General features: G+C 41.2%; 17 protein-coding genes and 1 pseudogene. 6 read left to right on the forward strand and 12 right to left on the reverse strand.

Translation table 11 applies throughout. The features are described from left to right. The first annotated feature begins 65 nt into the window (after positions 1-65). From ACGEDC_RS04360 to ACGEDC_RS04380, 5 genes are all read left to right on the forward strand, one after another. The gene (locus ACGEDC_RS04360) at positions 66-1,289 is read left to right on the forward strand and encodes a cysteine desulfurase (protein WP_394496687.1); all 1,224 of its coding nucleotides are present in this window, start codon (positions 66-68) and stop codon (positions 1,287-1,289) included. A gap of 108 nt (positions 1,290-1,397) precedes the next feature. Next, positions 1,398-1,826 (forward strand): SufE family protein, encoded by a 429-nt coding sequence (locus ACGEDC_RS04365; protein WP_394498239.1) that lies wholly within the window; start codon positions 1,398-1,400, stop codon positions 1,824-1,826. A gap of 40 nt (positions 1,827-1,866) precedes the next feature. Continuing rightward, a complete protein-coding gene (locus ACGEDC_RS04370; protein WP_394496689.1) occupies positions 1,867-3,042 on the forward strand; it encodes a membrane dipeptidase in 1,176 nt (391 codons plus the stop codon). Positions 3,043-3,803: 761 nt separating this feature from the next. Beyond that, positions 3,804-4,721 carry an FAD:protein FMN transferase gene (locus tag ACGEDC_RS04375; RefSeq protein WP_394496692.1) on the forward strand — a complete coding sequence of 306 codons (918 nt, stop codon included), beginning with the start codon at positions 3,804-3,806 and terminating at the stop codon, positions 4,719-4,721. 28 nt (positions 4,722-4,749) lie between these two features. After that, positions 4,750-5,940 (forward strand): hypothetical protein, encoded by a 1,191-nt coding sequence (locus ACGEDC_RS04380; protein WP_055025141.1) that lies wholly within the window; start codon positions 4,750-4,752, stop codon positions 5,938-5,940. A 455-nt stretch (positions 5,941-6,395) separates the two neighbouring features. Here the strand turns inward: ACGEDC_RS04380 and nqrF are convergent, their stop codons facing one another. From nqrF to cobA, 11 genes and pseudogenes are all read right to left on the reverse strand, one after another. Next, on the reverse strand, positions 6,396-7,613 hold the full coding sequence (nqrF, locus tag ACGEDC_RS04385; protein ID WP_080916617.1) for an NADH:ubiquinone reductase (Na(+)-transporting) subunit F: 1,218 nt from the start codon (positions 7,611-7,613) through the stop codon (positions 6,396-6,398). A gap of 76 nt (positions 7,614-7,689) precedes the next feature. Then, positions 7,690-8,298, reverse strand: a complete 609-nt coding sequence (nqrE, locus tag ACGEDC_RS04390; RefSeq protein ID WP_055025195.1) for an NADH:ubiquinone reductase (Na(+)-transporting) subunit E — start codon at positions 8,296-8,298, stop codon at positions 7,690-7,692. Between the two features lie 5 nt (positions 8,299-8,303). Continuing rightward, entirely contained in the window at positions 8,304-8,924 is a 621-nt protein-coding gene (locus ACGEDC_RS04395) for an NADH:ubiquinone reductase (Na(+)-transporting) subunit D (RefSeq protein ID WP_065109532.1), read from the reverse strand. Then, entirely contained in the window at positions 8,921-9,694 is a 774-nt protein-coding gene (locus tag ACGEDC_RS04400; RefSeq protein WP_211029540.1) for a Na(+)-translocating NADH-quinone reductase subunit C, read from the reverse strand. The genes ACGEDC_RS04395 and ACGEDC_RS04400 overlap by 4 nt, the downstream gene beginning before the upstream one ends. Then, positions 9,684-10,901 carry an NADH:ubiquinone reductase (Na(+)-transporting) subunit B gene (locus ACGEDC_RS04405; protein ID WP_065109530.1) on the reverse strand — a complete coding sequence of 406 codons (1,218 nt, stop codon included), beginning with the start codon at positions 10,899-10,901 and terminating at the stop codon, positions 9,684-9,686. Before ACGEDC_RS04405 ends, ACGEDC_RS04400 begins: the two co-directional genes overlap by 11 nt. Further along, complete coding sequence (locus tag ACGEDC_RS04410; RefSeq protein WP_394496697.1) at positions 10,901-12,262, reverse strand: Na(+)-translocating NADH-quinone reductase subunit A; 1,362 nt, start codon at positions 12,260-12,262, stop codon at positions 10,901-10,903. The genes ACGEDC_RS04405 and ACGEDC_RS04410 overlap by 1 nt, the downstream gene beginning before the upstream one ends. 422 nt (positions 12,263-12,684) lie before the next feature. Then, a complete protein-coding gene (gene cysC, locus ACGEDC_RS04415) occupies positions 12,685-13,302 on the reverse strand; it encodes an adenylyl-sulfate kinase (protein WP_394496699.1) in 618 nt (205 codons plus the stop codon). A 30-nt stretch (positions 13,303-13,332) separates the two neighbouring features. Further along, positions 13,333-15,059: pseudogene (locus ACGEDC_RS04420) on the reverse strand (SLC13 family permease). A gap of 3 nt (positions 15,060-15,062) precedes the next feature. Further along, entirely contained in the window at positions 15,063-16,505 is a 1,443-nt protein-coding gene (cysN, locus tag ACGEDC_RS04425) for a sulfate adenylyltransferase subunit CysN (protein WP_394498241.1), read from the reverse strand. A gap of 74 nt (positions 16,506-16,579) precedes the next feature. Next, complete coding sequence (gene cysD / locus ACGEDC_RS04430; protein WP_055025132.1) at positions 16,580-17,488, reverse strand: sulfate adenylyltransferase subunit CysD; 909 nt, start codon at positions 17,486-17,488, stop codon at positions 16,580-16,582. 56 nt (positions 17,489-17,544) lie between these two features. Further along, on the reverse strand, positions 17,545-18,366 hold the full coding sequence (cobA, locus tag ACGEDC_RS04435; RefSeq protein ID WP_394496702.1) for a uroporphyrinogen-III C-methyltransferase: 822 nt from the start codon (positions 18,364-18,366) through the stop codon (positions 17,545-17,547). Between the two features lie 312 nt (positions 18,367-18,678). On the opposite strand from cobA, the gene ACGEDC_RS04440 reads away from it, so the two are divergent. Then, on the forward strand, positions 18,679-19,542 hold the full coding sequence (locus ACGEDC_RS04440) for a phospholipase A (RefSeq protein WP_055025194.1): 864 nt from the start codon (positions 18,679-18,681) through the stop codon (positions 19,540-19,542). A 58-nt stretch (positions 19,543-19,600) separates the two neighbouring features. Here ACGEDC_RS04440 and ACGEDC_RS04445 read toward each other — a convergent pair whose 3' ends face one another. Then, entirely contained in the window at positions 19,601-21,322 is a 1,722-nt protein-coding gene (locus ACGEDC_RS04445; RefSeq protein ID WP_394496704.1) for a hypothetical protein, read from the reverse strand. Positions 21,323-21,467 lie beyond the last annotated feature (145 nt).

A 21,467-nucleotide genomic window follows, 5' to 3' on the forward strand; every position in this document is an offset into this window, starting at 1 on the left:
ATTTATCGACAATGCTTGAATCCGCGCGAGTTATTTAAGGTTGGCGTTAATAAAGTGAGTTTGCAATGACGAAAGCTTTTGAACATGATGCGATTAGAGCCCAATTTCCCACCCTATTTCAACAGATTGATGGGCAACCGTTATGTTATTTAGATACTGCGGCGACGAGCCAAAAGCCTCAGTCCGTCATCAATGCTGTGAATCAGTATTATCAACTAAATAATGCCAATGTTCACCGGGCTGCTCATCAATTATCAGCTCGAGCAACCCACGACTATGAGGCTGTACGTAGCCAAGTTCAAGGGTTTATCAATAGCAATCGAGTCGATGAAATCATCTTTACTCATGGAACTACTGAGTCAATCAATATGGTGGCGCATGGATTAACTGCACAATTTGATAAAGACGATATTATCTTGGTCGATACAGCCGCCCATCATGCCAATATTGTCCCGTGGCAACAACTGGCAAAGCAAACTGGCGCCATCATTAAGCCAATTCCACTCAATAATGATTTAACGATCGATGTTGATGCGTATGAGCAGTTGCTGTCATTAGCACCCAAATTAGTCGCCCTAACCCATGTGACTAATGCATTAGGCACAGTTAACCCGATCATAGAATTAACTCAAAAAGCCAAACAAGCAGGTGCCATCACCTTAGTTGATGGCGCGCAAGCCATCGCTCACTTTGCTATTGATGTTCAACAAATTGGTTGTGATTTTTATGTATTTTCAGGCCATAAAATGTATGGTCCAACAGGGGTTGGCATCCTTTATGGTCGCTACCAGATATTAGATACCTTAACCCCGATGTTAACGGGTGGGGAAATGATCAAAACGGTCAGCTTTAACGGTACGGAGTTTGGTCGTTTGCCTAACAAATTAGAAGCTGGCACCCCAGCTATTTCTGCCGTCATCGGTTTAGGCGCTGCAATTAGCTTTATGAGTGACTTACCCAGTGATTTGGTTGAGCAACATGAGCAAACTTTACTGCACTACTTACAGCAACAACTGGCTCAGTTGGGTGACATAAGCCTCTATGGCGCAGGTTCTAATAATGTTGGAGTTGTCGCTTTTAACCTTGCTGGTGAGCATCATCAAGATGTGGGCATATTACTCGATCAGCAAGGTATTGCCGTTCGGTGTGGCCACCATTGCGCCATGCCATTAATGCAGCACCTAAACCTTAAAGGCTGTTGTCGTGCATCCATTGGTTTATACAATAATAAGCAAGATATTGACCTATTTATCGATGCACTTCGTAAAGTTAAAGAATTACTGTTATAACTTAACCTTAACTCGCTTAAACCTTTACAGCTTAACCGTAATAGTATTTAGTCATTCCCATTGAGGCCTATTTTGAATAACCCAGCATCAGAAAACATACTCGTTGATATGCCAGATAAAAGCTGTTTTATACCATTAGATGACAAGGTTTCTCAGGCTGTTCTCGCCATACAACAGGCAACAAACTGGCAAGATAAATATCGCCAAATTATGCTGGTAGGTAAGGTACTTGCTCCATTAAATGAAACGTTTAAAGTAGAAGCCGCTCAAGTGAAAGGATGTGAAAGCCAAGCTTGGCTATATCACTATCAAGATGCAGATAAACACTTTTTTTGTGCTGACAGCGATTCACGTATAGTTAAGGGTCTTATTGCTATACTGCTCGATGCGACTCACGGAAAGACCTCTGCTGAAATTACTTCATTTGATTTAGAGCGTTATTTTTCACATTTAGGGCTAAGTGGCCAATTAAGCCCGTCGCGTACCAATGGCGTAACCGCCTTAGCCAATGCTATAAAGCAATTTGCCGCAACATAATCAGCTTCACATGATTACAAGCGTCTAAAAAGGAAACCACATGACAACAAGCGCTTGTAACCAAAGCCGACGACAACTTCTCAAGGGCATTGCCGCCGCCAGTCTTCTCTGCCCGCTTTACAGCTCTTCTGTACTTGCGCAATCAAATAAGCGCCTTTATATCGATGGACTTAGTTTTCTTCCTGATAACCTTGATGATGTGCGCGCATCAAAACTAGATGCGTACATTTGTGATATTTCTGATATAGAAGCGATTACTCAGCCCGATGGCACCACAAACTATAAACGCAGTTATAAAGCCTGCATTGCCAGCATTAAAGAAGCTCAGCAACGGGTAATAGACAATCCAGATATTTTATTACAGGGTCTCAGTGGGCGTGATATTGCTAGCGCCAGGGCTGAAAAACGCACTGCAGTTTATTTTCAAATACAAGGTGCCGATTGTGTTGAAGATGATAACTTTTCAGGTGAAGGTCAGCAGTGGCAACGCTTGAATGAGTTTCATCAGCACGGATTACGGGTATTGCAATTAACCCACCATTACGGAAATCGTTTTGCGGGGGGCGCATTAGATAATGACGGCAACCAAGGGTTAAACAAACCGCTAACTGATGACGGTAAACAGCTCATTAGTGCACTCAACCAGCGTAATATTCTTATTGATGTTAGTCATTCCAGTCCGCAAACCGCGTTAGATACAGCCAAAGCGAGCCAAATGCCCATAGTACAAAGTCACGGCGCTGTACGCTCTATTGTAAATAACGCCCGCTGTTCACCTGATGAGGTTATTAGAGCCATTGCAGATACTGGCGGCGTATTTGGGGTATTTATGATGAGCTTTTGGCTAACCAACGATCCTGTGCCCACAATTGATGATTATGTACGTCAATTAGATAGAGTTGCCAGAATCGGCGGGGTGAACGCTGTTGCGATTGCCAATGATTATCCGCTGCGAGGTCAAGAAAACCTGTTAGCGTTAGATAACAATAACAAAGAAGGTGTAAAGCAATACCACGAATGGTGGCAAAGTTTAGCAGCAAAAAATGTCTTAGGTTTTGAGAACTTGCCTCAGCACGTCGTGATACCGGAACTAAACCATATAGACAGAATGAATCGAATCGATGATGCCTTAGCTAAAGCTCGCTATAAATCTAGCGATCGTGACCGCTTTTTAGGAGGCAACTGGCAACGTGTGCTTAATCAGGTGTTGATCTAACCCCTTAATCGATGTTCAAAAATGCGCTAATACATACCCAATGCTGGGTTAGTCCCCAGCATCATCTCCCCTCGTTTGCCTAAAAGGCTATTTATTTACTGACTAAATGACTAAATGACTAATTGGCTAAATAAGCAAATTTCTTTATTCCAAAAATCCCCATTTAGAATAACGTTAAAATAGCAACCCTCAACGTTAATAAAACGCGAGTTGAAACAGTCATCTATATTTTTCCTTTCAAAAATAATCTACTTTCAAATGCCTCTGTATTAATTACTGACAATTCTAAATATCAAAAACAACCATTTCATTTTTTGAAATTCATTTTATATTGCAACATATTCCATTGGTTTAAATAATAACAATAAAATTTATACTTACATCACATTAATAACAGTTTTTAATAGATTAAATATTGTTTTATTTGAATTTTTACACCTAAACGATATAAAAAATGAACATGGTAAGACATATAGCACCCTTTACTAATTTAACTTTACAAAACATAGATCTAGCTCAAAAAAACACATAACAGAATGATGCGAAGCGCAAATTTAAACATCAAAAAAAGGATTTTCCATGTATAAATTTACATAAAAATGACTGTCTCATATTCTAATAAAACAAAAGTTATTATTTACAAAAAACTTGTTATGAATATGAATTCAAGTACTTTAAAAACAATCTTTGGGCTATTTTTATATAGCATTTTAATCACACAAGTTAATGCTCAAGAGATGAGAACTGTTCATGGAAAAACCATGGGCAATAAATATAAGGTCTCTTGGACAGCAGAAAAAATCACACCAGCTCATATGGCAAACATTCGAGCACAAATAGAAACTCGTCTCGAAAGCGTCAATCAATCAATGTCTACTTGGCGTGAAGATTCTGAAATCAGCCAAATTAACCAAACACCTAAAAATACGCCTATCACTATCAGTCGAGACATGAAATACGTCATGACAGAGGCACTGCGCATTGCTGAATTAACAAACCATACATTGGACGTAACTGTTGCGCCATTAGTTAATTTATGGGGGTTTGGGCCAGACGGTAAAGCAATCGAAGTCCCGACTCAAAAAGCCATCGACAATGCCAAGCAATACGTTGGGATCCAACATATTAAAATCGAAAACAATCAACTGACAAAAACAATTGATGGCTTAGAGATTGATCTGTCTTCAATTGCCAAAGGCTTTGGAGTCGATGTCGTTGCCGATGTAATGGAGCTGAATGGTATTCACAATTACCTTGTCGATATCGGTGGTGAATTACGAATAAAAGGACTTAACGCTGAGCAACAAGCATGGAAAGTCGGAATCGATAAACCTTTTGCTTACTCAACCGGGCAAATGGAAATTATTAATCCAGGAAATGCAGCCGTCGCCACCTCGGGTGATTACCGTAAGTACTTCGAAAAAAACGGCCACCACTTCTCTCATTTAATTGATCCACGCTCAGGTAGACCCGTTGCTCACACTGTGGTTTCAGCCACAGTAATTGAAAAATATTCTATGACAGCAGATGCATTAGCAACAGCATTTATGGTGCTCTCTGTCGAAGAATCATTGGCTATCGCCAATGAACACCAAATCCCAATCATGATCATTGAGGATAAGTTTGGCAAGTTGATTACTCACCATTCTGAGAGCTTTAAAAAATATATAAAAGAATAGTTATCAAACTATTAATAGGGGAAAAACGATGAAAAAAACTTTTAAATTAAGCGTTCTTTGTATCGCTATGCTTGGCCTAACCGCGTGTAGTGATGATGACACTGATACGTCAGGTCTTGAAAACCAAATTGAGCAATTAGAAGCTCAAAACGCTGAGCTAAATACTAAAAATACAGAACTAACAGCAGCAAATGATTCTTTAGTAGAAGACAATGCTAACTTAGTGACTAAAGCGGATGAATTACAAACTAAGGCCGTTGGTTATATTTCTACTTTTGCACACCAATGTGCTGAAGAAGGCGTTAACTTTGATTATATCGACCCAAATGCACCTGCAGATGAAGAGCCACTTGTAGCGGCATTCGCTTCTGCAATGGCATCTGATGACTGTATGAGCTGCCATAACTATGAAGGTAGCGACCCTGCTAATGTTCCACATGGCGATTACGGTACTTGTAGTAACTGTCATGATAATCCACATGATGAAACGCCGCCGGTAGATCCAGGCGATCCACAAGATCCAACGTTCCCACAACCTGAGCCAGATGACACATTAGTCGATGGTAAAACAGGTGCATCAGGTTCGTTCTACTACGGCACTGGCTCATTCTTAAATGCCGATTACCTAGCTCAACGCTTAAATGGCAGCATTTACAACTACGAGTGGAAAGAAGTGTCAGATGGTAGCGGCGCTAAAACACTGAAAACAGCTTGTGGCCTTCAAAACCGTGAATACATGGCAGACATGTTCCCGAACGATGGTAAAGAATACCAATTAAGCGCAATCAAAAACCAAATGGGCGCTAAATTAGTCACTACAGTAAACAAGTTTACTGATGATGAAACAGCTGAAATGGTAGAAACACCAAACGTGGCGATTTTCGGCTACGGTATGAAGCTTGAAGACGACGGAAACTATTATGTTTCAATGAGTATCGGTAAAAACAATACTTGTTATAACGCTGTCACTGAAGGTGAAACTCGTTTAGCTTACTATGAATACTCTCCGATGCTTTCAGCCAAATTTGAGCGCAACATGGGTGCACGTATCTTAGGTACGATTGATTACGAGCGTACTGCACTTAAAGGCTTTGATTGGGTCACTGAAGTTCCTGGTCTAGGTGCTGGCGAAGACTTTACTCCATCAGATGTTGATTGGACAAAAGTAGGTGCATGTTCACTGGTTATTAAAGTTGATGGCATTATTCCACTAGGTTAATAACCCAAAGTAATACGATTACAATATATATCGTTACTGTAAGCGCTTCTGTCACTCCCTCAGAAGCGCTTTTTTATGTGTACAAGTACGTGCTGAGCTTTTACCAACCACGCTTTGTAGCCTCTTCACAACGTCGTTAATTTACTCCCTGATACGCTATTAAATAGCATGTCGTTAAAAGCCATTTTGTAGTGGCTTTCAAACCGACAATTGAATCAACAGATCTATGCCAGAAACTCAAGTAAAAATCTCATTCAAGAGACTCAACCGAAGTGCTATATCGAGGAACTACATTAAAAAGCTGTATTGAAGAACTTAAATGAAAGGCTTAAATAAGAAGCTTAAGCAAATCCGATGTTACCCATTAGACAGAATTATCACATTCAGCCAAGTATGAGACATAAAAAAGCTGAAACCTCAGTTTCAGCTTTTGATTTTACTTTGTAACTTAATGGTTAATCACCAAAGTCATCAAGTAGAATATTTTCTTCTTCAACACCTAAACTTTCTAGCATGTTAATGACAGAAGAGTTCATGATTGGAGGGCCACACATATAGAATTCACAATCTTCTGGGGCTTTGTGGTCTTTAAGGTAATTCTCAAGCAGCACCGTATGAATAAAGCCTGTGTAACCTTGCCAATTATCTTCCGGTAAAGGATCTGACAGTGCGACATGCCATTCAAAGTTATCATTTTCAGCTGCTAATGTATCAAAATCATCTTGATAGAAAATTTCTCTTGCAGAACGTGCACCATACCAGAATGACATCTTACGTTTGGTCTGCTTACTTTTAAGCTGATCAAAGATATGTGAACGCATGGGTGCCATACCAGCACCACCACCAATAAACACCATTTCAGCATCAGTCTCTTTAACAAAGAACTCACCAAATGGTCCTGAAATCGTGACTTTATCACCCGCTTTCAGATTAAAAATGTACGAAGACATTTGTCCTGGTGGTAAATCATTTGTTGGCGGAGTAGCAATACGTACGTTCAACATAATGGTTCCCTTTTCATCAGGGTAGTTAGCCATTGAATACGCACGTAAAACATCTTCATCGACTTTTGATACTAAGCTAAATAGATCAAAACGCTCCCAGTCATCTCGATATTGATCAGGTATATCGAAATCAGCATATTTCACTTCGTGAGCTGGTGCTTCTATTTGAATGTAGCCTCCAGCTTTAAAGTGAACCTCTTCACCTTCAGGTACCTTTAACAGTAACTCTTTAATAAAGGTGGCTTGGTTATTGTTTGAGACGACTTCACATTGCCACTTTTTAACACCAAATATCTCTTCGTCTACTTCTAGTTCCATGTCAGTTCGCACAGCAACCTGACAAGCTAAACGACAACCTTCTTTAGCTTCTTTTTTCGTTATGTGGTCAAGTTCAGTAGCCAGAATATCTCCGCCACCAGACTTAACTGTCACACGACATTGGCCACATGTGCCACCACCGCCGCATGCAGACGGAATGAATATATTCTGTCCTGCAAGGGCGCCTAACAATTTGTCACCAGCTGGAGTGCGAACACTCTTATCAGCCTCACCATTAATCCCAATGGTGACATCGCCAGTGTTAACTAACTTACTTTTGGCGAATAAAATTACCATTACCAGCAAACTTACCACAATGGTAAACATGCCTATGCCGATTGCCATTTCCATTAAATGTACCTTCTCAACAATGTGTCATTACTCAGAGAATTCGAGTTCACTTTTGTCACTATCTTTTTTGCCAGCATTACAGCGTGATACCAGCAAATGACATAAACCCTAGCGCCATTAATCCAGTGGTAATAAAGGTAATACCGATACCCTGTAAGCCAAGTGGAATCGCATGGAATTTCATCCGCTCACGTAAGCCCGCTAACAAGATAATCGCCATTGCCCAGCCCACAGCACTACCACCAGCAAACACCATAGATTCAACTAAGTTGTAATCGCGGTTCGCCATAAAAATTACCCCAGCAAAAATGGCACAGTTTACTGTTAAAAGTGGTAAGAAAATCCCCAGAGACTGGTACAACGTTGGAATATAGCGCTCTAAAAACATTTCCAAAATTTGTACTAACGCCGCAATAACCCCAATAAAGGTAATCAACTGTAAGTAACTAAGGTTTAACTCAGGAAAGCCAGCCCAGGCTAATGCACCTGGCGCAAGTACGTTAACGTATATGACCTGGTTTAACGGCACAGCCAGCATCATCACCACGATAACGGCAATCCCTAAACCGAAAGAAGTCGACACTTTCTTAGATACAGCAAGAAACGTACACATACCTAAGAAAAAAGACAGCGCCATATTGTCGATAAACGCAGCTTGAATAAATAAATTAATATAATGTTCCATTGCCATTACCCTCTCTTACGCTGCACAACATTGATGGCCCAAATCATCACGCCGATCAAAAAGAATGCGCTAGGCGGTAAGGTGAACATTTCATTTGCCAAATACCAACCATCGTTTTCAATGGTGGTAAATATTTCATGACCAAATAAGGTCCCACGCCCCAACAGTTCACGAACAAATGCGACACCCAGTAAGATAACGCCATATCCCATAGCATTACCGAGGGCATCAACCAAGGCGAGATGCGGTGGGTACTTCATCGCAAATGCTTCAGCACGTCCCATGATGATACAGTTAGTGATAATCAAGCTGACAAAAACAGATAACTGCTTAGACAACTCGTATGCCACATCTTGAAGTACCATGTCGACAATGATGACCAAAGAAGCAATCACAGTCATCTGCGCAATGATCCGCACACTGTTTGGGATAAAGTTGCGAATGGTCGAAATGATTAAGTTAGATGACACCAGTACAAATGTCACCGCAAGCGTCATCACTAATGCCGTTTGCATAGAGTTACTGACAGCTAGAGCAGAACAGACACCCAATACTTGCATCGCAACAGGGTTATTAGCAAAAATAGGCGATGTTAAAATCTGCTTAGTAGAAATAGCACTACTCATGACTTAGCCTCCGCTTGAGCAAACTGCTTAAGAAAGGTTTGAAAACCTTCTACTCCAAACCAAAACTCAACCGCACGCTGAATACCGACACCAGTTCGAGTCGCTCCACTCACACCATCAACCCCATGAATGTCACCTTCTTTAGCGCCACCTTTGACGACTTTAATAGCAATCTTGCCTTGTTCATCAAATAGCTGTTTGCCTTTCCATAAGTCAGTCCATTGTGGATCGGTAACAAAGTCAGCAATACCAGGTGTTTCACCATGTTCGTAGAAAATGATATTTTCAACCGTATTCAAATCAGGCTTGACTGCTAAATAGCCATAAATCATTGACCATAAACCTTTGCCATATATAGGCATAACGACGCTCGATAAGCTGCCTGATTCATCTCGAACTTCAAAAATTCGAATATTATCCGCACGAGTCTTAATCTTGGCGGTATCTTTTTTAGGCTTAGATGAACTATCAGGATTGATTGCCGCCATGCGGTCATCGAAATCAAGTAGGTTTTCTTGTGCGACATATTCACCAGAATCCAGATTCACCATCTTAGGTGTCACTCGCTCGGCAAAGAGTTCACGAAAATCGCCATTACTGATATCAACATTGGCTGCACGCAACACAAACTGCTGTATTTCGTCTCGTTTTTTGGCCAACTTACGTTCTTTGAGAATTTCAGCGGTCCCGGTAATCATAAACGAACACACTAAACTCAAACTGATGATAAATATCATCGTGCCTGCGACAGTATCTTTCTTAAAGGCCATGACGTTTTAGTCTCCGTTTAATGTTGGCTTGAGCCACCAGATAATCGAATAGCGGTGCCCATAAATTCGCAAACAAAATCGCTAACATAATGCCTTCAGGAAGTTTTACGTTTAGTACTCGTATCAGCACAGTCATAAAACCAATTAATGCGCCGTAGGCATATTTGGCATTGCGCGTGTATGAAGCGGTCACAGGGTCCGTTGCCATAAACATCATGCCTAAGGCAAAGCCACCTGTCACAAGGTGCCATGTCCACGGCATTGCAGCGATAGAGTTTTTGCTAGGGCCAACAAGATTGAATAAAATCGCCGTGGCAATCATCCCTAACAACACACCAGCGACCACTCGCCAATCGGCAACACGAGTGAGTAATAACACGCCACCACCAATCAAAATGGCTAAGGTGCTTGTTTCCCCAATCGAACCAGGAGTAAAGCCTAAAAAGGCATCCATCCATTTAGGATCTGACAGCGCACCTAACCAACTGACATCAGCGTAAAGGTTAGCGCGACTCGCTGCAGCTTCGGTTAATGTAGTAGCGCCAGCGAAGCCGTCTACCGCGACAAACTGACTAATTGCAGCCACTTCTGTCGGATATGCAAAATAAATAAAGGCGTAACCCGCTAAGGCAGGATTTAAGAAGTTATACCCCATGCCGCCAAACATCTCTTTCGCGACAATCACCCCAAAACACACGCCAATAGCAATAATCCACAACGGTGTTGAGACTGGCACAATAATCGAGAACAACAAGGCTGTGATGAAAAAGCCTTCGTGAAGTTCTTGCTTACGCATTTTGGCAAAAATCACTTCCCAAAATAAGCAAACGATTAATGTGGCAAGATAAATTGGTACATAGTAGCTGGCACCATAAGCAAACAAACTCAGTAAGCCTGATTCACTTGTCAGTGGTCCAAAAACCGCATTAAAAATAACTAATTGCCAACTATCAGGTTGAGTAGCACCTGCTGCTATGGCGATTTGAGCTTGAAGCCCTAAGTTGTACATGCCAAAAAGCAGCACAGGCAGTAAACACATACCCACAATGTGCATAGTACGTTTGACGTCAATAGCATCACGTACATGTACTTTACCCTTGGTGCTTCGGCCACGTGCAATCCATAAAGAGCGCAAATAGCTTTTCATCGAGTGCCCGTGAGCGTAATACTGCTCTTGCTTACCCGGTTTATTTTGTTGCTGACCCATTAACCTTCCCTCTCGATAATATCCAAGCAAGCACGTAACTCTTTACCGAAGTCATACTTTCCGGGACAAACAAAAGTGCATAACGCTAAGTCTTCTTCGTCTAATTCTAATGCGCCTAATAGCTGAGCTTCATCAGTATCACGAACCACTAAATCTCTGACGAGTAAGGTAGGTAAAATATCCAAAGGCATCACACGTGCTAATTGGCCAAACGCCATCATTGCCCGTGGTGAGCCCCCCGCATGAGTGGTGAAATCGAATAGCTTTTTCGTACGGCTAAAACCCGACATCATAATGCCAGTAAGGGAGAACTTTTCTTTATTGCGTCTCACCCACGGCAAAAGCTCATGGCGAGCATTTTCAGTTAACACGCTAACTTGGGTGTGATAACGACCTAAGTAGTTATAAACCCCTACAGCAGTATGACCTGAGAGCACAGATCCCGACACGACTCGAGACTGAATATCTTTGATTTCTTTCTCTACCATTTCACCTAAATCGGCACCAAGCTGGGTACGAATCAATCGTGGGTTTAACACATTGGGGCCCGCTAACGCGACAACACGTTCGTTGAATAACTCACCCGTTTGAAATAGTTTGCCAAACGCAATGACATCTTGGTAACCAATATGCCAAACCACATTTTCAATGTTTACAGGATGAAGAAAATGAATATGCGTGCCCACAAGACCTGCAGGATGTACCCCACCAAACTGGTGTGAATCTACTTGCTGAGCATCACTGCCGGGTAAACTCGCGCCTTCATCATGACAGAGCATGACTTTGCCATCAGTTAACCGAGACAGTACTTGTAAGCCTTGACTGAATGCTGCCTCATGCTCTGCAATCACAATGCGAGGATCCGCCGCTAACGGATTGGTATCCATCGCAGTGACAAAAATTGCATTCGGAGTTGCATCAAGGGCAGGAATACGTGAAAAAGGACGGGTGCGAAGTGCAGTCCACAAACCGCTATTGACGAGATTACTCTTTACCCTATCCCGAGATAAAGCCAGCACATCATCAGCAATGTCAAAACTCACCGACTCGTCGCCTTCACAGCGAATAACAACAGATAATAATACGCGTTTTTCACCGCGATTAATGCTGATGACTTCACCACTTGCTGGTGCTGTGAATTTTACTCCTGGTGTTTTTTTGTCTTCAAAAAGTACCTGGCCTTTTTTGACCATATCCCCTTCTTCAACCAGCATAGTCGGTTTTAAACCAACGTACTCTTCACCAAGAATTGCTACTCTCGACGTCGCTTTTATTGATTCGATGACTTGTTGCGGTTCCCCCGCGATAGGCACATCAAGGCCTCGTTTAATTGTTATAACCTGATTTGAGGATCCAGCCATTACTTGTAACCTTTAAAATTCAGATACCACATATTAAATAAATTTGTGAGCTAAATCCGCTATTGAAGTCACACCTTTTAAATATAATGTGAAATAAATGTACGACAAAAAACGAATTTGAGCTAAAACTTTGAACTGAGTCCGAGATAAAATTTCAATTATGAAACTAAAAAACGGCCCAATAAGCACAAAAACTCACCAAGCGCTGTTGATGTAGCACAACATACTACCAAACAACATAGACCTAGATCACAGTAAACTCAACAATATCTGTATGACAGTGAAATGAAATTTCTTGGAGGATGTTAACGTTCTTCTTGATGAAAAACGCAAATGTTAACATTGAAGATTAAAAATAGTCTAAAAGTAAAAACACGGCACAAGCAAAGCACTTATACCGTGTCAAAAATAGTGAGTAATGGTTAAGCTAGTGCAGAAAGCTGCTTCCCATCGATCACTTGAATGGCGCTTAAGTAATCCAGCAAGGTATTTACTTGAGTGGTTAAATCACCTTTACTGGTATCAATGGTCAATTCAGCTGCAAGGGGCTGCTCATAAGGCGAAGATATGCCAGTAAAATTCGCTATTTCTCCACTTCTTGCTTTGGCATAAAGCCCTTTAGGATCGCGAGCTTCACAGACACTCAAAGGCGTTGATACATGAATTTCAATGAACTTCCCCTCAGGAAATAATGCTCTCACGCGTTCTCTTTCTGCCAAAGTCGGTGAAATAAAAGCTGATAGCACCACTAAACCTGCATCAACCATTAACTTAGCAACTTCACCGACACGACGTAGATTTTCGTCTCGATCTTCCAAGCTAAAGCCTAAATCTTTACATAAACCATGACGAACATTGTCACCATCAAGTAGATAGGTATGGAAGCCTGACTCAAATAAAGCTCGTTCAAGTGCTCCCGCTAACGTTGACTTACCTGAACCTGAAAGCCCTGTAAACCAAAGCAACACTGGACTTTGACCTTTCTGGTCACCTCTGGCGGCTTGGTCAATTGCATGTTGATGCCATACTATGTCTGTCATAAAGACTCCAAATTCAGCCTAATTTGCTGATTACTTAAAAGGAAATACGATTGGTACAACAGAAATCACAACCGCAGAATAAAGCACCGACATCGGTAACCCTAAACGAACAAAATCACTAAACTTATAATTGCCTGCGTTAAATACCATGAGATTTGTTTGATAACTGTAAGGCGAAATAAAACTGGCACTTGCCCCAAAAACTACCGCCATGATGAAAGGTCTTGGATCCAGTCCATAATTAACGGCTACGGCATAGGCAACAGGAAAAGACAGCGCAGCTGCAGCATTGTTGGTTATCAACTCAGTGAGAATCAAAGTAACAAAGTAAATCCCCACAAAAGCCGCAAAATAGCCATATCCATTCAACACGCCAAGCATTCCTTGCGCCATGACATCCGCAAGCCCTGTTTCAAGCATTAAATTTGCTAGACCCAGTGCACTACCAACAATCACCACCAGCTCAATAGGAAACCGACGTTTAATTTCGGTCATATTCACAGCACCAATCGCCAGCAAGCCTAATAGCAACAGCACCAAGCCTTTAGCTAAGGGTAAGATATTTGCAATACTGGCTAATATGGTTATAGCAAAGCCAAACAAAACTAAATTACTGCGTTTGCTATCTAACCTAACGCTAAGATCTAGGCCGCTAATGGCAGCAAAATCCGTAGTCAACCTCGGATTAGTCGAAAAGCTATCGCCAGGCGTAATTAATAAAACATCACCTGGTTGTAATTCAATATCGCCAAGCCCCCTTTTAACGGAAGGTGACCACGCCTAATTGCCATTACAGCCGCATCGTACTCTTCACGAAAACGCGCATCCTTTAAGCTAGTTCCCACTAATTTAGACGCAGGAGACAGCACTGCTTCTACAAGGTTTTGACCTTTAGCTTGTTGCTTGCCGAACCACTCCAAACCATCAAATTGATGCAATAGTTCAACTGACTCAACAGCACCACTAAAACGCAGTACATCGCCAGCTTGTAGCACTAACTGAGGTGGCACTGGACAGATTCGAATACCACTGCGCTCTAACTCGACTAAATACAATTTTTTAAGCGCGCGTAAACGGTTATCGACAACACTTTTCCCCACCAAGGCAGATGTATCGGCGACATGCGCTTCTAACAAATAAGGTAATGACTCTTCTGCCGTATCTACCCGCCTATCAGGAAGTGTATTGGCGATTAACATTAACAACACGATGCCGCTTACAACCAGTACGATACCAACCAATGTAAATTCAAAAAAACCAAGCGGTTTCAAGTTGGCATTTTCAACAAACGAATTAACGATTAAGTTAGTTGAGGTGCCAATTAATGTGAGCGTGCCCCCTAATATCGCAGCATAATTTAGCGGTAGTAGAAGCTTAGCTGGCGCATGGGTTTGATTGCGGCGAACAACACCAATCAGTGAAGCAACAACAGCCGTATTGTTTGTAAATGATGATAATAAAGCAGTAGAAACACCCAACTTAGCTAACGTCATTGGCAGTGAACTATTGCCTATCATTTGACTCAGCCTCGCCAAGAGGGATGTCTTCTCTAAGGCAATCGCTGCTAACACGAGCAAGATTAAGGTAATTAAGCCGTTATTGGTAAAGCCAACAAGAGCACTCGATATATCAACCAACCCGAATAAGTAAGTGGTTAACAGTGCAAAAAAGAACAGTGCGGCAGGCGACGCAAGACCAGCGACTAACCCGCCAACCAAGGCAATTAATATAATAGCCAGCTGCCACACTTCACTCATTGATTATTTTCCAAAGACACTAATATCTTTCGCTTCCCAATGAGGGTAATGCTTACGTATTAGTGCATTTAACTCAACTTCAAATGGAGTAAATTGAGAGTCAGCTTGCAAACTACCTTGCTGACCTGCAACAACCATCGCAGCCCCAACAGTTGCATTGGTTAGACGATCGATAACGATCATGCCGCCAGTGTCACGCACTAATATATAAGGATCTAAAATAATCGATTCAGTGAGCTCTAAATGGACTCTTGCAATTGCATTCAATGGCAGACTGTCAGCATCACTTTTTGCTAGTGTATTCACATCAACCACATATTCGATTGAACTAACACTTGCTTGAGTCTTTTTACCTGCCACTTTAACGTCATACTGCACACCAATCTGTAGAGGTTTTTCATCCATCCACACAATGTCAGCCTGAATTTGGTTTGCTAGTGCAGGTGCACTGTCGGGCTTTGCAATTAAGTCGCCACGGGAAATATCAATTTCATCTTCTAATGTAATTGTAATGGCTTGACCTGCAACGGCTTCTTCTAAATCATCGTCAAAAGTGACCAAGCGAGCAACCTTGCTACGCTTACCAGAAGGTAGAGCAACGACCTCATCACCGACTTTAAATGAACCAGAAGCTAAAGTACCGGAGAAACCTCTAAAGTCTAGATTTGGGCGCTGAACATACTGCACAGGGAATCGAGCTGGCAAGTCGGCTAATTCACGCTGTGTATCAATGGTTTCTAATAGCTCTAATAAAGTGCCACCTTGATACCAGTCAGTTTGCGAACTGCGGTCAACAACATTGTCACCTTTAAGCGCTGACAGTGGCACAAAGTGAAGGTCAAGCTCACCAAAATCTTTAACGAACTCTTTAAAGTCGGCTTCTATTTTATTGAACACTGACTCATCAAATGCCATTAAATCCATCTTGTTTACAGCGACAACAAAATGCTTAATGCCCACTAACGATGCAATAAATGCATGACGTTTAGTTTGTGTTTGCACGCCGTAACGAGCATCCACTAGAATTACAGCTAAATCACAGGTTGATGCACCTGTTGCCATGTTACGGGTGTACTGCTCGTGTCCTGGGGTATCTGAAATAATAAATTTACGTTTTTCACTCGAGAAGTAGCGATACGCTACATCAATCGTAATACCCTGCTCTCGTTCAGCCTGTAAACCATCAACTAATAGCGCTAGATCAATTTCATCGCCTGTCGTTCCCATTTTGGCGCTATCATTTTTAATACTTGCTAACTGATCTTCATAGATTTGCGCACTATCGTGTAATAAACGGCCAATTAAAGTACTTTTACCGTCATCCACACTGCCACAAGTCAAAAAGCGTAATAAGCCTTTATTCTGCTGAAGCGCTAAATATTCCTTCACACCATGCTGCTCGATTTCAGCTGCCATTTTGGTGGTATTATTCACTGCTTGATCCATAATTTTTCTCACTTACATTCTTTACGATGACATTCGTATCAATTCAATTCTCGAAAACCATTCACCACAGAGAATTAGAAATACCCTTGACGTTTTTTAAGTTCCATAGAGGCACTTTGATCAGAGTCAATAAGACGCCCTTCTCGCTCACTTGAGCGGGTTAGCAGCATTTCTTCAATAATCTTTTCTAAGGTGTCTGCTTCAGAATTCATTGCCGCAGTTAATGGGTAACAGCCTAAGGTTCTAAAACGCACCTTCTGATAAGTCACTTCTTCATTTGGCTCTAATGGCATTCTGTCATCGTCTTTAAGGATCAACTGGCTTCCTTTTTGTACTACAGGACGTTCAGCCGCAAAATATAACGGAACAAGCTCAATGTTTTCTTGATAGATATATTGCCAAATATCTAACTCTGTCCAATTTGATAATGGAAATACGCGAATGCTTTCGCCTTTATTGACTGCGCCATTGTATGTACGCCATAACTCAGGTCGTTGATTCTTAGGATCCCAACGGTGATGTTTATCCCTAAACGAATAAACACGCTCTTTAGCACGAGATTTTTCTTCATCACGACGTGCTCCACCAAAAGCAGCATCAAACCCATATTGGTTAAGAGCTTGCTTTAAGCCTTGCGTTTTCATGATATCAGTGTGCTTGGAACTACCATGGTCAAAAGGGTTAATGCCTTGAGCAACTCCCTCTGGGTTTTGATGTGTCAGTAATTCAAAACCAAATTTTTTGGCTTGTTCATCACGGAACTTAATCATCTCTTTAAACTTCCAGCCTGTATCAACATGCAATAAAGGAAATGGGATCTTGCCAGGATAGAAAGCCTTACGGGCCAGATGAAGCATTACCGAAGAGTCTTTACCAATTGAATACAGCATCACTGGGTTATCAAACTCAGCTGCGACTTCACGAATGATCTGGATACTCTCAGCTTCCAGTTGTTCTAAATGGCTTAATGAACGACTTGCCATGATTACTCTCCATTACCAAGACTGCAAAACAGTTAGAAATTAATAAATTGGGTAAATTACAATCCGAGGGCTGTAATTTCTGAATGTATTTGGGAAGTCGTTGCGGATGCTGGTGTGAACCAGTTTAATGTTTCCGCAAGCTCAACTACTTCACCGATAATCATCAGCGCAGGCATTTCAAGTGCTGCATCTGCCGCTAATTGGGGTAATTCACTTAACTTACCGATAAATCTTTGTTGTAAAGCCGTGGTTGCTTTAGACACAATAGCCACTGGCGTATCAGGATGTCGGCCATGGCTCATTAAGCCTTCGCTGATAATATTGGCATTCAAAATACCCATATACACCACTAAGGTGTTAGATGAATTAGCATAGCCTTGCCAATCCATCGGTCGACTCTCCAACTGGCAATGCCCAGTAATAAACGACACTCCTTGAGCATAATCTCGGTGAGTGAGTGGAATTCCAGCATAAGCTGCTGTACCACTAGCGGCTGTAATACCGGGGACGACTTCAAATTCAACATCACTTTTAACTAAAGTTTGGAGCTCTTCTCCACCGCGACCAAAAATAAATGGGTCGCCACCCTTTAAACGAACCACATTTTTACGGGTATACGCTTTAGTCACTAATAATTGATTAATCTCATCTTGTGCAGCACTGTGTTTACCAACACGCTTACCTACAGCTATTTTTTCTGCAGCAGCAGGAATAAGATCCAGAATTTCTTGGCTAACAAGTGCATCATAAAGTACCGCATCAGCTTGTTTAATAACGCGATAAGCTTTTAACGTGAGTAGTTCAACATCACCGGGACCAGCACCGACCAACCATACTTTGCCTTTAGCCTGCTGACCAGGCATTGATACTAATTCCATGACCTACTTACCTTTCGATAATTAATTAAGGCTAAATATAGCGGTTTATATATTCCACATATAATATGTATTGATTAGCTTTTATTCCTTTTAGTTATATACAGAGTTATCTATTAATCTTTTTTCAGTACATATTACGCTGCTAGTATTTCCACTTTGTTGTCTTATATTTGTCTTATATTTGTCTTATATTTGTCTTGTAAATGCGCAAGTTTTGTTTCACCTTTGTATCCGCGGTGATAACCTATGACGAAAATTAAGTAAAAAGGGAATTCAATGAGAACATTTTTTGGCATCGCTTTGACGATATGCATGCTCTATGACGTTTCTCAACTCGCATTCGCAAATGAGTCATTAGTTGATGAACGAGTAAAGAGTGAGACAGAGACATCTGAAAAACGCTTCGTGATCACACCTCATAAGGTGAATTACATCCTGCCTTACACTTACAATGACACCCCGAATACTGCTCCATACGTCGACTTTAAGACGGGTAACGACGACGCTGATGAGCACGTTGATAATGCTGAAGCTAAGTTTCAAATAAGCTTCAAATTTCCTCTTTGGTACAATGTTTTTGGTGATAATGGCCATTTATTTTTTGCTTATACCAACCAATCTTATTGGCAGGTATATAACAAAGACATCTCATCTCCTTTCAGAGAAACTAATCACGAACCTGAAATTTTTATGTTATTCAACAATGACTGGGAAGTTGCAGGCCTAAGAAACTCATTTTGGGGCCTTGGTGCTGTCCATCAATCAAATGGGAAGTCAGGAAGTTTATCTCGTAGCTGGAATCGTATTTATGGCGAAATGGTTTTTGATCGTGGCCCTTTTGCACTCGGATTTAAAGCTTGGTATCGCATTCCTGAAGATGAGAAAGAAACTCCAACATCAGCAGATGGTGATGACAACCCGGATATCGGCGATTACATGGGGAATTTTGAAGTGACGGCGATTTATGGTCTAGGTGAACATCGCTTTACCTTAATGGGACGTAACAATTTAGATAGCCCCAATAAAGGCGCAATAGAAGCAACTTGGAGTTACCCTATACTAGGTAACCTTAGATTATATACACAATACTTTAACGGTTATGGCGAGAGCATGATTGATTATAATCACCATAACCAACGTATCGGTATTGGCGTATCAATTAACGACATTTTATAACGCTGATAAATAAGCAAATAAAAAAGGTTCACCTTTTTTTATTAGTAATCATAATGATTTATTTTGCTTTGCTATTCGCTTTGGTAGAGATAGCAAGGCCTTTATCGGTGACATCGAAAGTAAACTGCATGCGCATATCATAATCTTTCAAAGCAGAAATCTCTTCAGGAATAGGTTCACCACTGTCTTCAATCAGTTTCAACACTGGCGTGAGAAGTTTCTGATAGTCTAACGACATTGCTGTTAAGCCGTTAGCAACCACTTGCTCATCATTTAGCTGATTCGCTAATGCTTCACCTTTTTCACCGCTATAAATCACAATATGCTGGTCTTTAACCGCCATTTTAGCAGTGACGCCAAGCTCAGCCGGTAACATTAGGTATGGAGTGACATCGACAGCATCACCATTCTTCGTGAGTTCAACATTCGCTAACTGAGGTACAAAAGGCTTAACCATGTTAAGTAACATATCAGGATCATTGGCGGAAAGAGCAATTAACGAATCTAACTGCTTAAATCCAGGCTCACCATTTTCATCAGTTAAGGTGAAATCGATGATAGATGCACTAACGCCTTGCACGCCATTCGCCATACCAGTCATCATGCCGAGCATCGCCGGATTTTGTTCGCTTAAGCCATATTGCATTTGAGCTAGCGCTTCACACTGATAACTCGGAGTTTGCAGATCTTGCCAAATTTCAGTCAATGCCGGCGCCAATTGCATCACATTCAAACCAATGCCTACTGAAGCAACATTATCATTGAGGTTTTGGGCAAAACCAGGAATAAAGCCACGCATTTTAGTCAATGCACTTAGTATCACTTGGTTATTAGACTCAATCACGACTTTTGCATCAAAATTAGTTTGCTTTCTATCAACGGAGAAAGATGTTAATCCCATCACCGTTTTTGGCCAATTAGCTGCAATAGCACCAAACTCAGCTTTACATTCTGGTGTTTTGAATTCAGCGAATGGATCACTTTGAGTGCCATCCATCTCAACCAATTTAGTCAGTTGCTTCGCCAACATATTACCATCAGAGGAAGTTAATCCTTTCACTAACTCCACATGGTTAACAAAGCTGATGCTGTCTTGTAAGAAGCCATGTGTAGACGTAATGTTTTCGATGACATTAGTATCACTGATAGGGTTATCGACTTTCGTTAGCCCTAAAGCGGTTTCTAACAACGAAGCTTGGTTAAACGAAGTGTTTAAAGTAATCGTCAACCAACCGTCTTGTTGTGCAAAAACCATATCAATGGTTTCATCTTCTGCAATCAGAGGATAAGCACGATATTCAAGGCCTTTAATCGACTCAGCTTTATGCACTAAGCCACTCTCTTCAGACGCCTTATCTAATAAAGCCCAAATTGCCGCCTCATTCTCAACCTGAATTTTGAATACCGGTAATGCACCTAAAGTGTATGTATAAGATTCAATTTGAGAAGGAAAACCAAACGTTTTTAAGAATAAATCTGGGTTTTCAAAACTGGTTAGATAGCTCTTATATAAGCTAACAAAAAAACGTTCTTGTTCAGTGCTAAAAGGGCCTGCTTGCTCTAACTGTTCAAGTGAAGCTTTGCTATTTAATCCCATTGGCATGGAATATAAATAATCTTCCAGAGGAAATGGCGTTAGCTGACCTGAAAATAGTAAGGTGTCAGCCGGAATGTATTGCAGCATTTCATTCGCTGAAACAGCGTTATCTTCTTTACTTGTGAGTACATAAGCACCGGCACCAACTGCAATAACAGCCGCAGCAATTGCGAGTTTTTTCATTTTTTACTCCATAAATTACATGCACATTAAAACAAGTCACTCTTCCTTGAGAGTTATTGGTTTAGTTTTGAGTTCAATTAGGTTAATGCGACACATCAACATCAATTTTTAATAGCTAGCGCAATAACTTAGCATTATTTTTTAA

The organism is Shewanella sp. ENK2, from assembly GCF_043568515.1.
Taxonomy (GTDB): Bacteria; Pseudomonadota; Gammaproteobacteria; order Enterobacterales; family Shewanellaceae; genus Shewanella; species Shewanella japonica.

Coding starts and splice junctions, on each gene's coding strand:
- ACGEDC_RS04360 (WP_394496687.1), top strand. CDS start 66: ATGACGAAAGCTTTTGAACATGATGCGATTAGAGCCCAATTTCCCACC.
- ACGEDC_RS04365 (WP_394498239.1), top strand. CDS start 1,398: ATGCCAGATAAAAGCTGTTTTATACCATTAGATGACAAGGTTTCTCAG.
- ACGEDC_RS04370 (WP_394496689.1), top strand. CDS start 1,867: ATGACAACAAGCGCTTGTAACCAAAGCCGACGACAACTTCTCAAGGGC.
- ACGEDC_RS04375 (WP_394496692.1), top strand. CDS start 3,804: ATGGGCAATAAATATAAGGTCTCTTGGACAGCAGAAAAAATCACACCA.
- ACGEDC_RS04380 (WP_055025141.1), top strand. CDS start 4,750: ATGAAAAAAACTTTTAAATTAAGCGTTCTTTGTATCGCTATGCTTGGC.
- nqrF (WP_080916617.1), bottom strand. CDS start 7,613: ATGGAAATGGCAATCGGCATAGGCATGTTTACCATTGTGGTAAGTTTG.
- nqrE (WP_055025195.1), bottom strand. CDS start 8,298: ATGGAACATTATATTAATTTATTTATTCAAGCTGCGTTTATCGACAAT.
- ACGEDC_RS04395 (WP_065109532.1), bottom strand. CDS start 8,924: ATGAGTAGTGCTATTTCTACTAAGCAGATTTTAACATCGCCTATTTTT.
- ACGEDC_RS04400 (WP_211029540.1), bottom strand. CDS start 9,694: ATGGCCTTTAAGAAAGATACTGTCGCAGGCACGATGATATTTATCATC.
- ACGEDC_RS04405 (WP_065109530.1), bottom strand. CDS start 10,901: ATGGGTCAGCAACAAAATAAACCGGGTAAGCAAGAGCAGTATTACGCT.
- ACGEDC_RS04410 (WP_394496697.1), bottom strand. CDS start 12,262: ATGGCTGGATCCTCAAATCAGGTTATAACAATTAAACGAGGCCTTGAT.
- cysC (WP_394496699.1), bottom strand. CDS start 13,302: ATGACAGACATAGTATGGCATCAACATGCAATTGACCAAGCCGCCAGA.
- cysN (WP_394498241.1), bottom strand. CDS start 16,505: ATGGATCAAGCAGTGAATAATACCACCAAAATGGCAGCTGAAATCGAG.
- cysD (WP_055025132.1), bottom strand. CDS start 17,488: ATGGCAAGTCGTTCATTAAGCCATTTAGAACAACTGGAAGCTGAGAGT.
- cobA (WP_394496702.1), bottom strand. CDS start 18,366: ATGGAATTAGTATCAATGCCTGGTCAGCAGGCTAAAGGCAAAGTATGG.
- ACGEDC_RS04440 (WP_055025194.1), top strand. CDS start 18,679: ATGCTCTATGACGTTTCTCAACTCGCATTCGCAAATGAGTCATTAGTT.
- ACGEDC_RS04445 (WP_394496704.1), bottom strand. CDS start 21,322: ATGAAAAAACTCGCAATTGCTGCGGCTGTTATTGCAGTTGGTGCCGGT.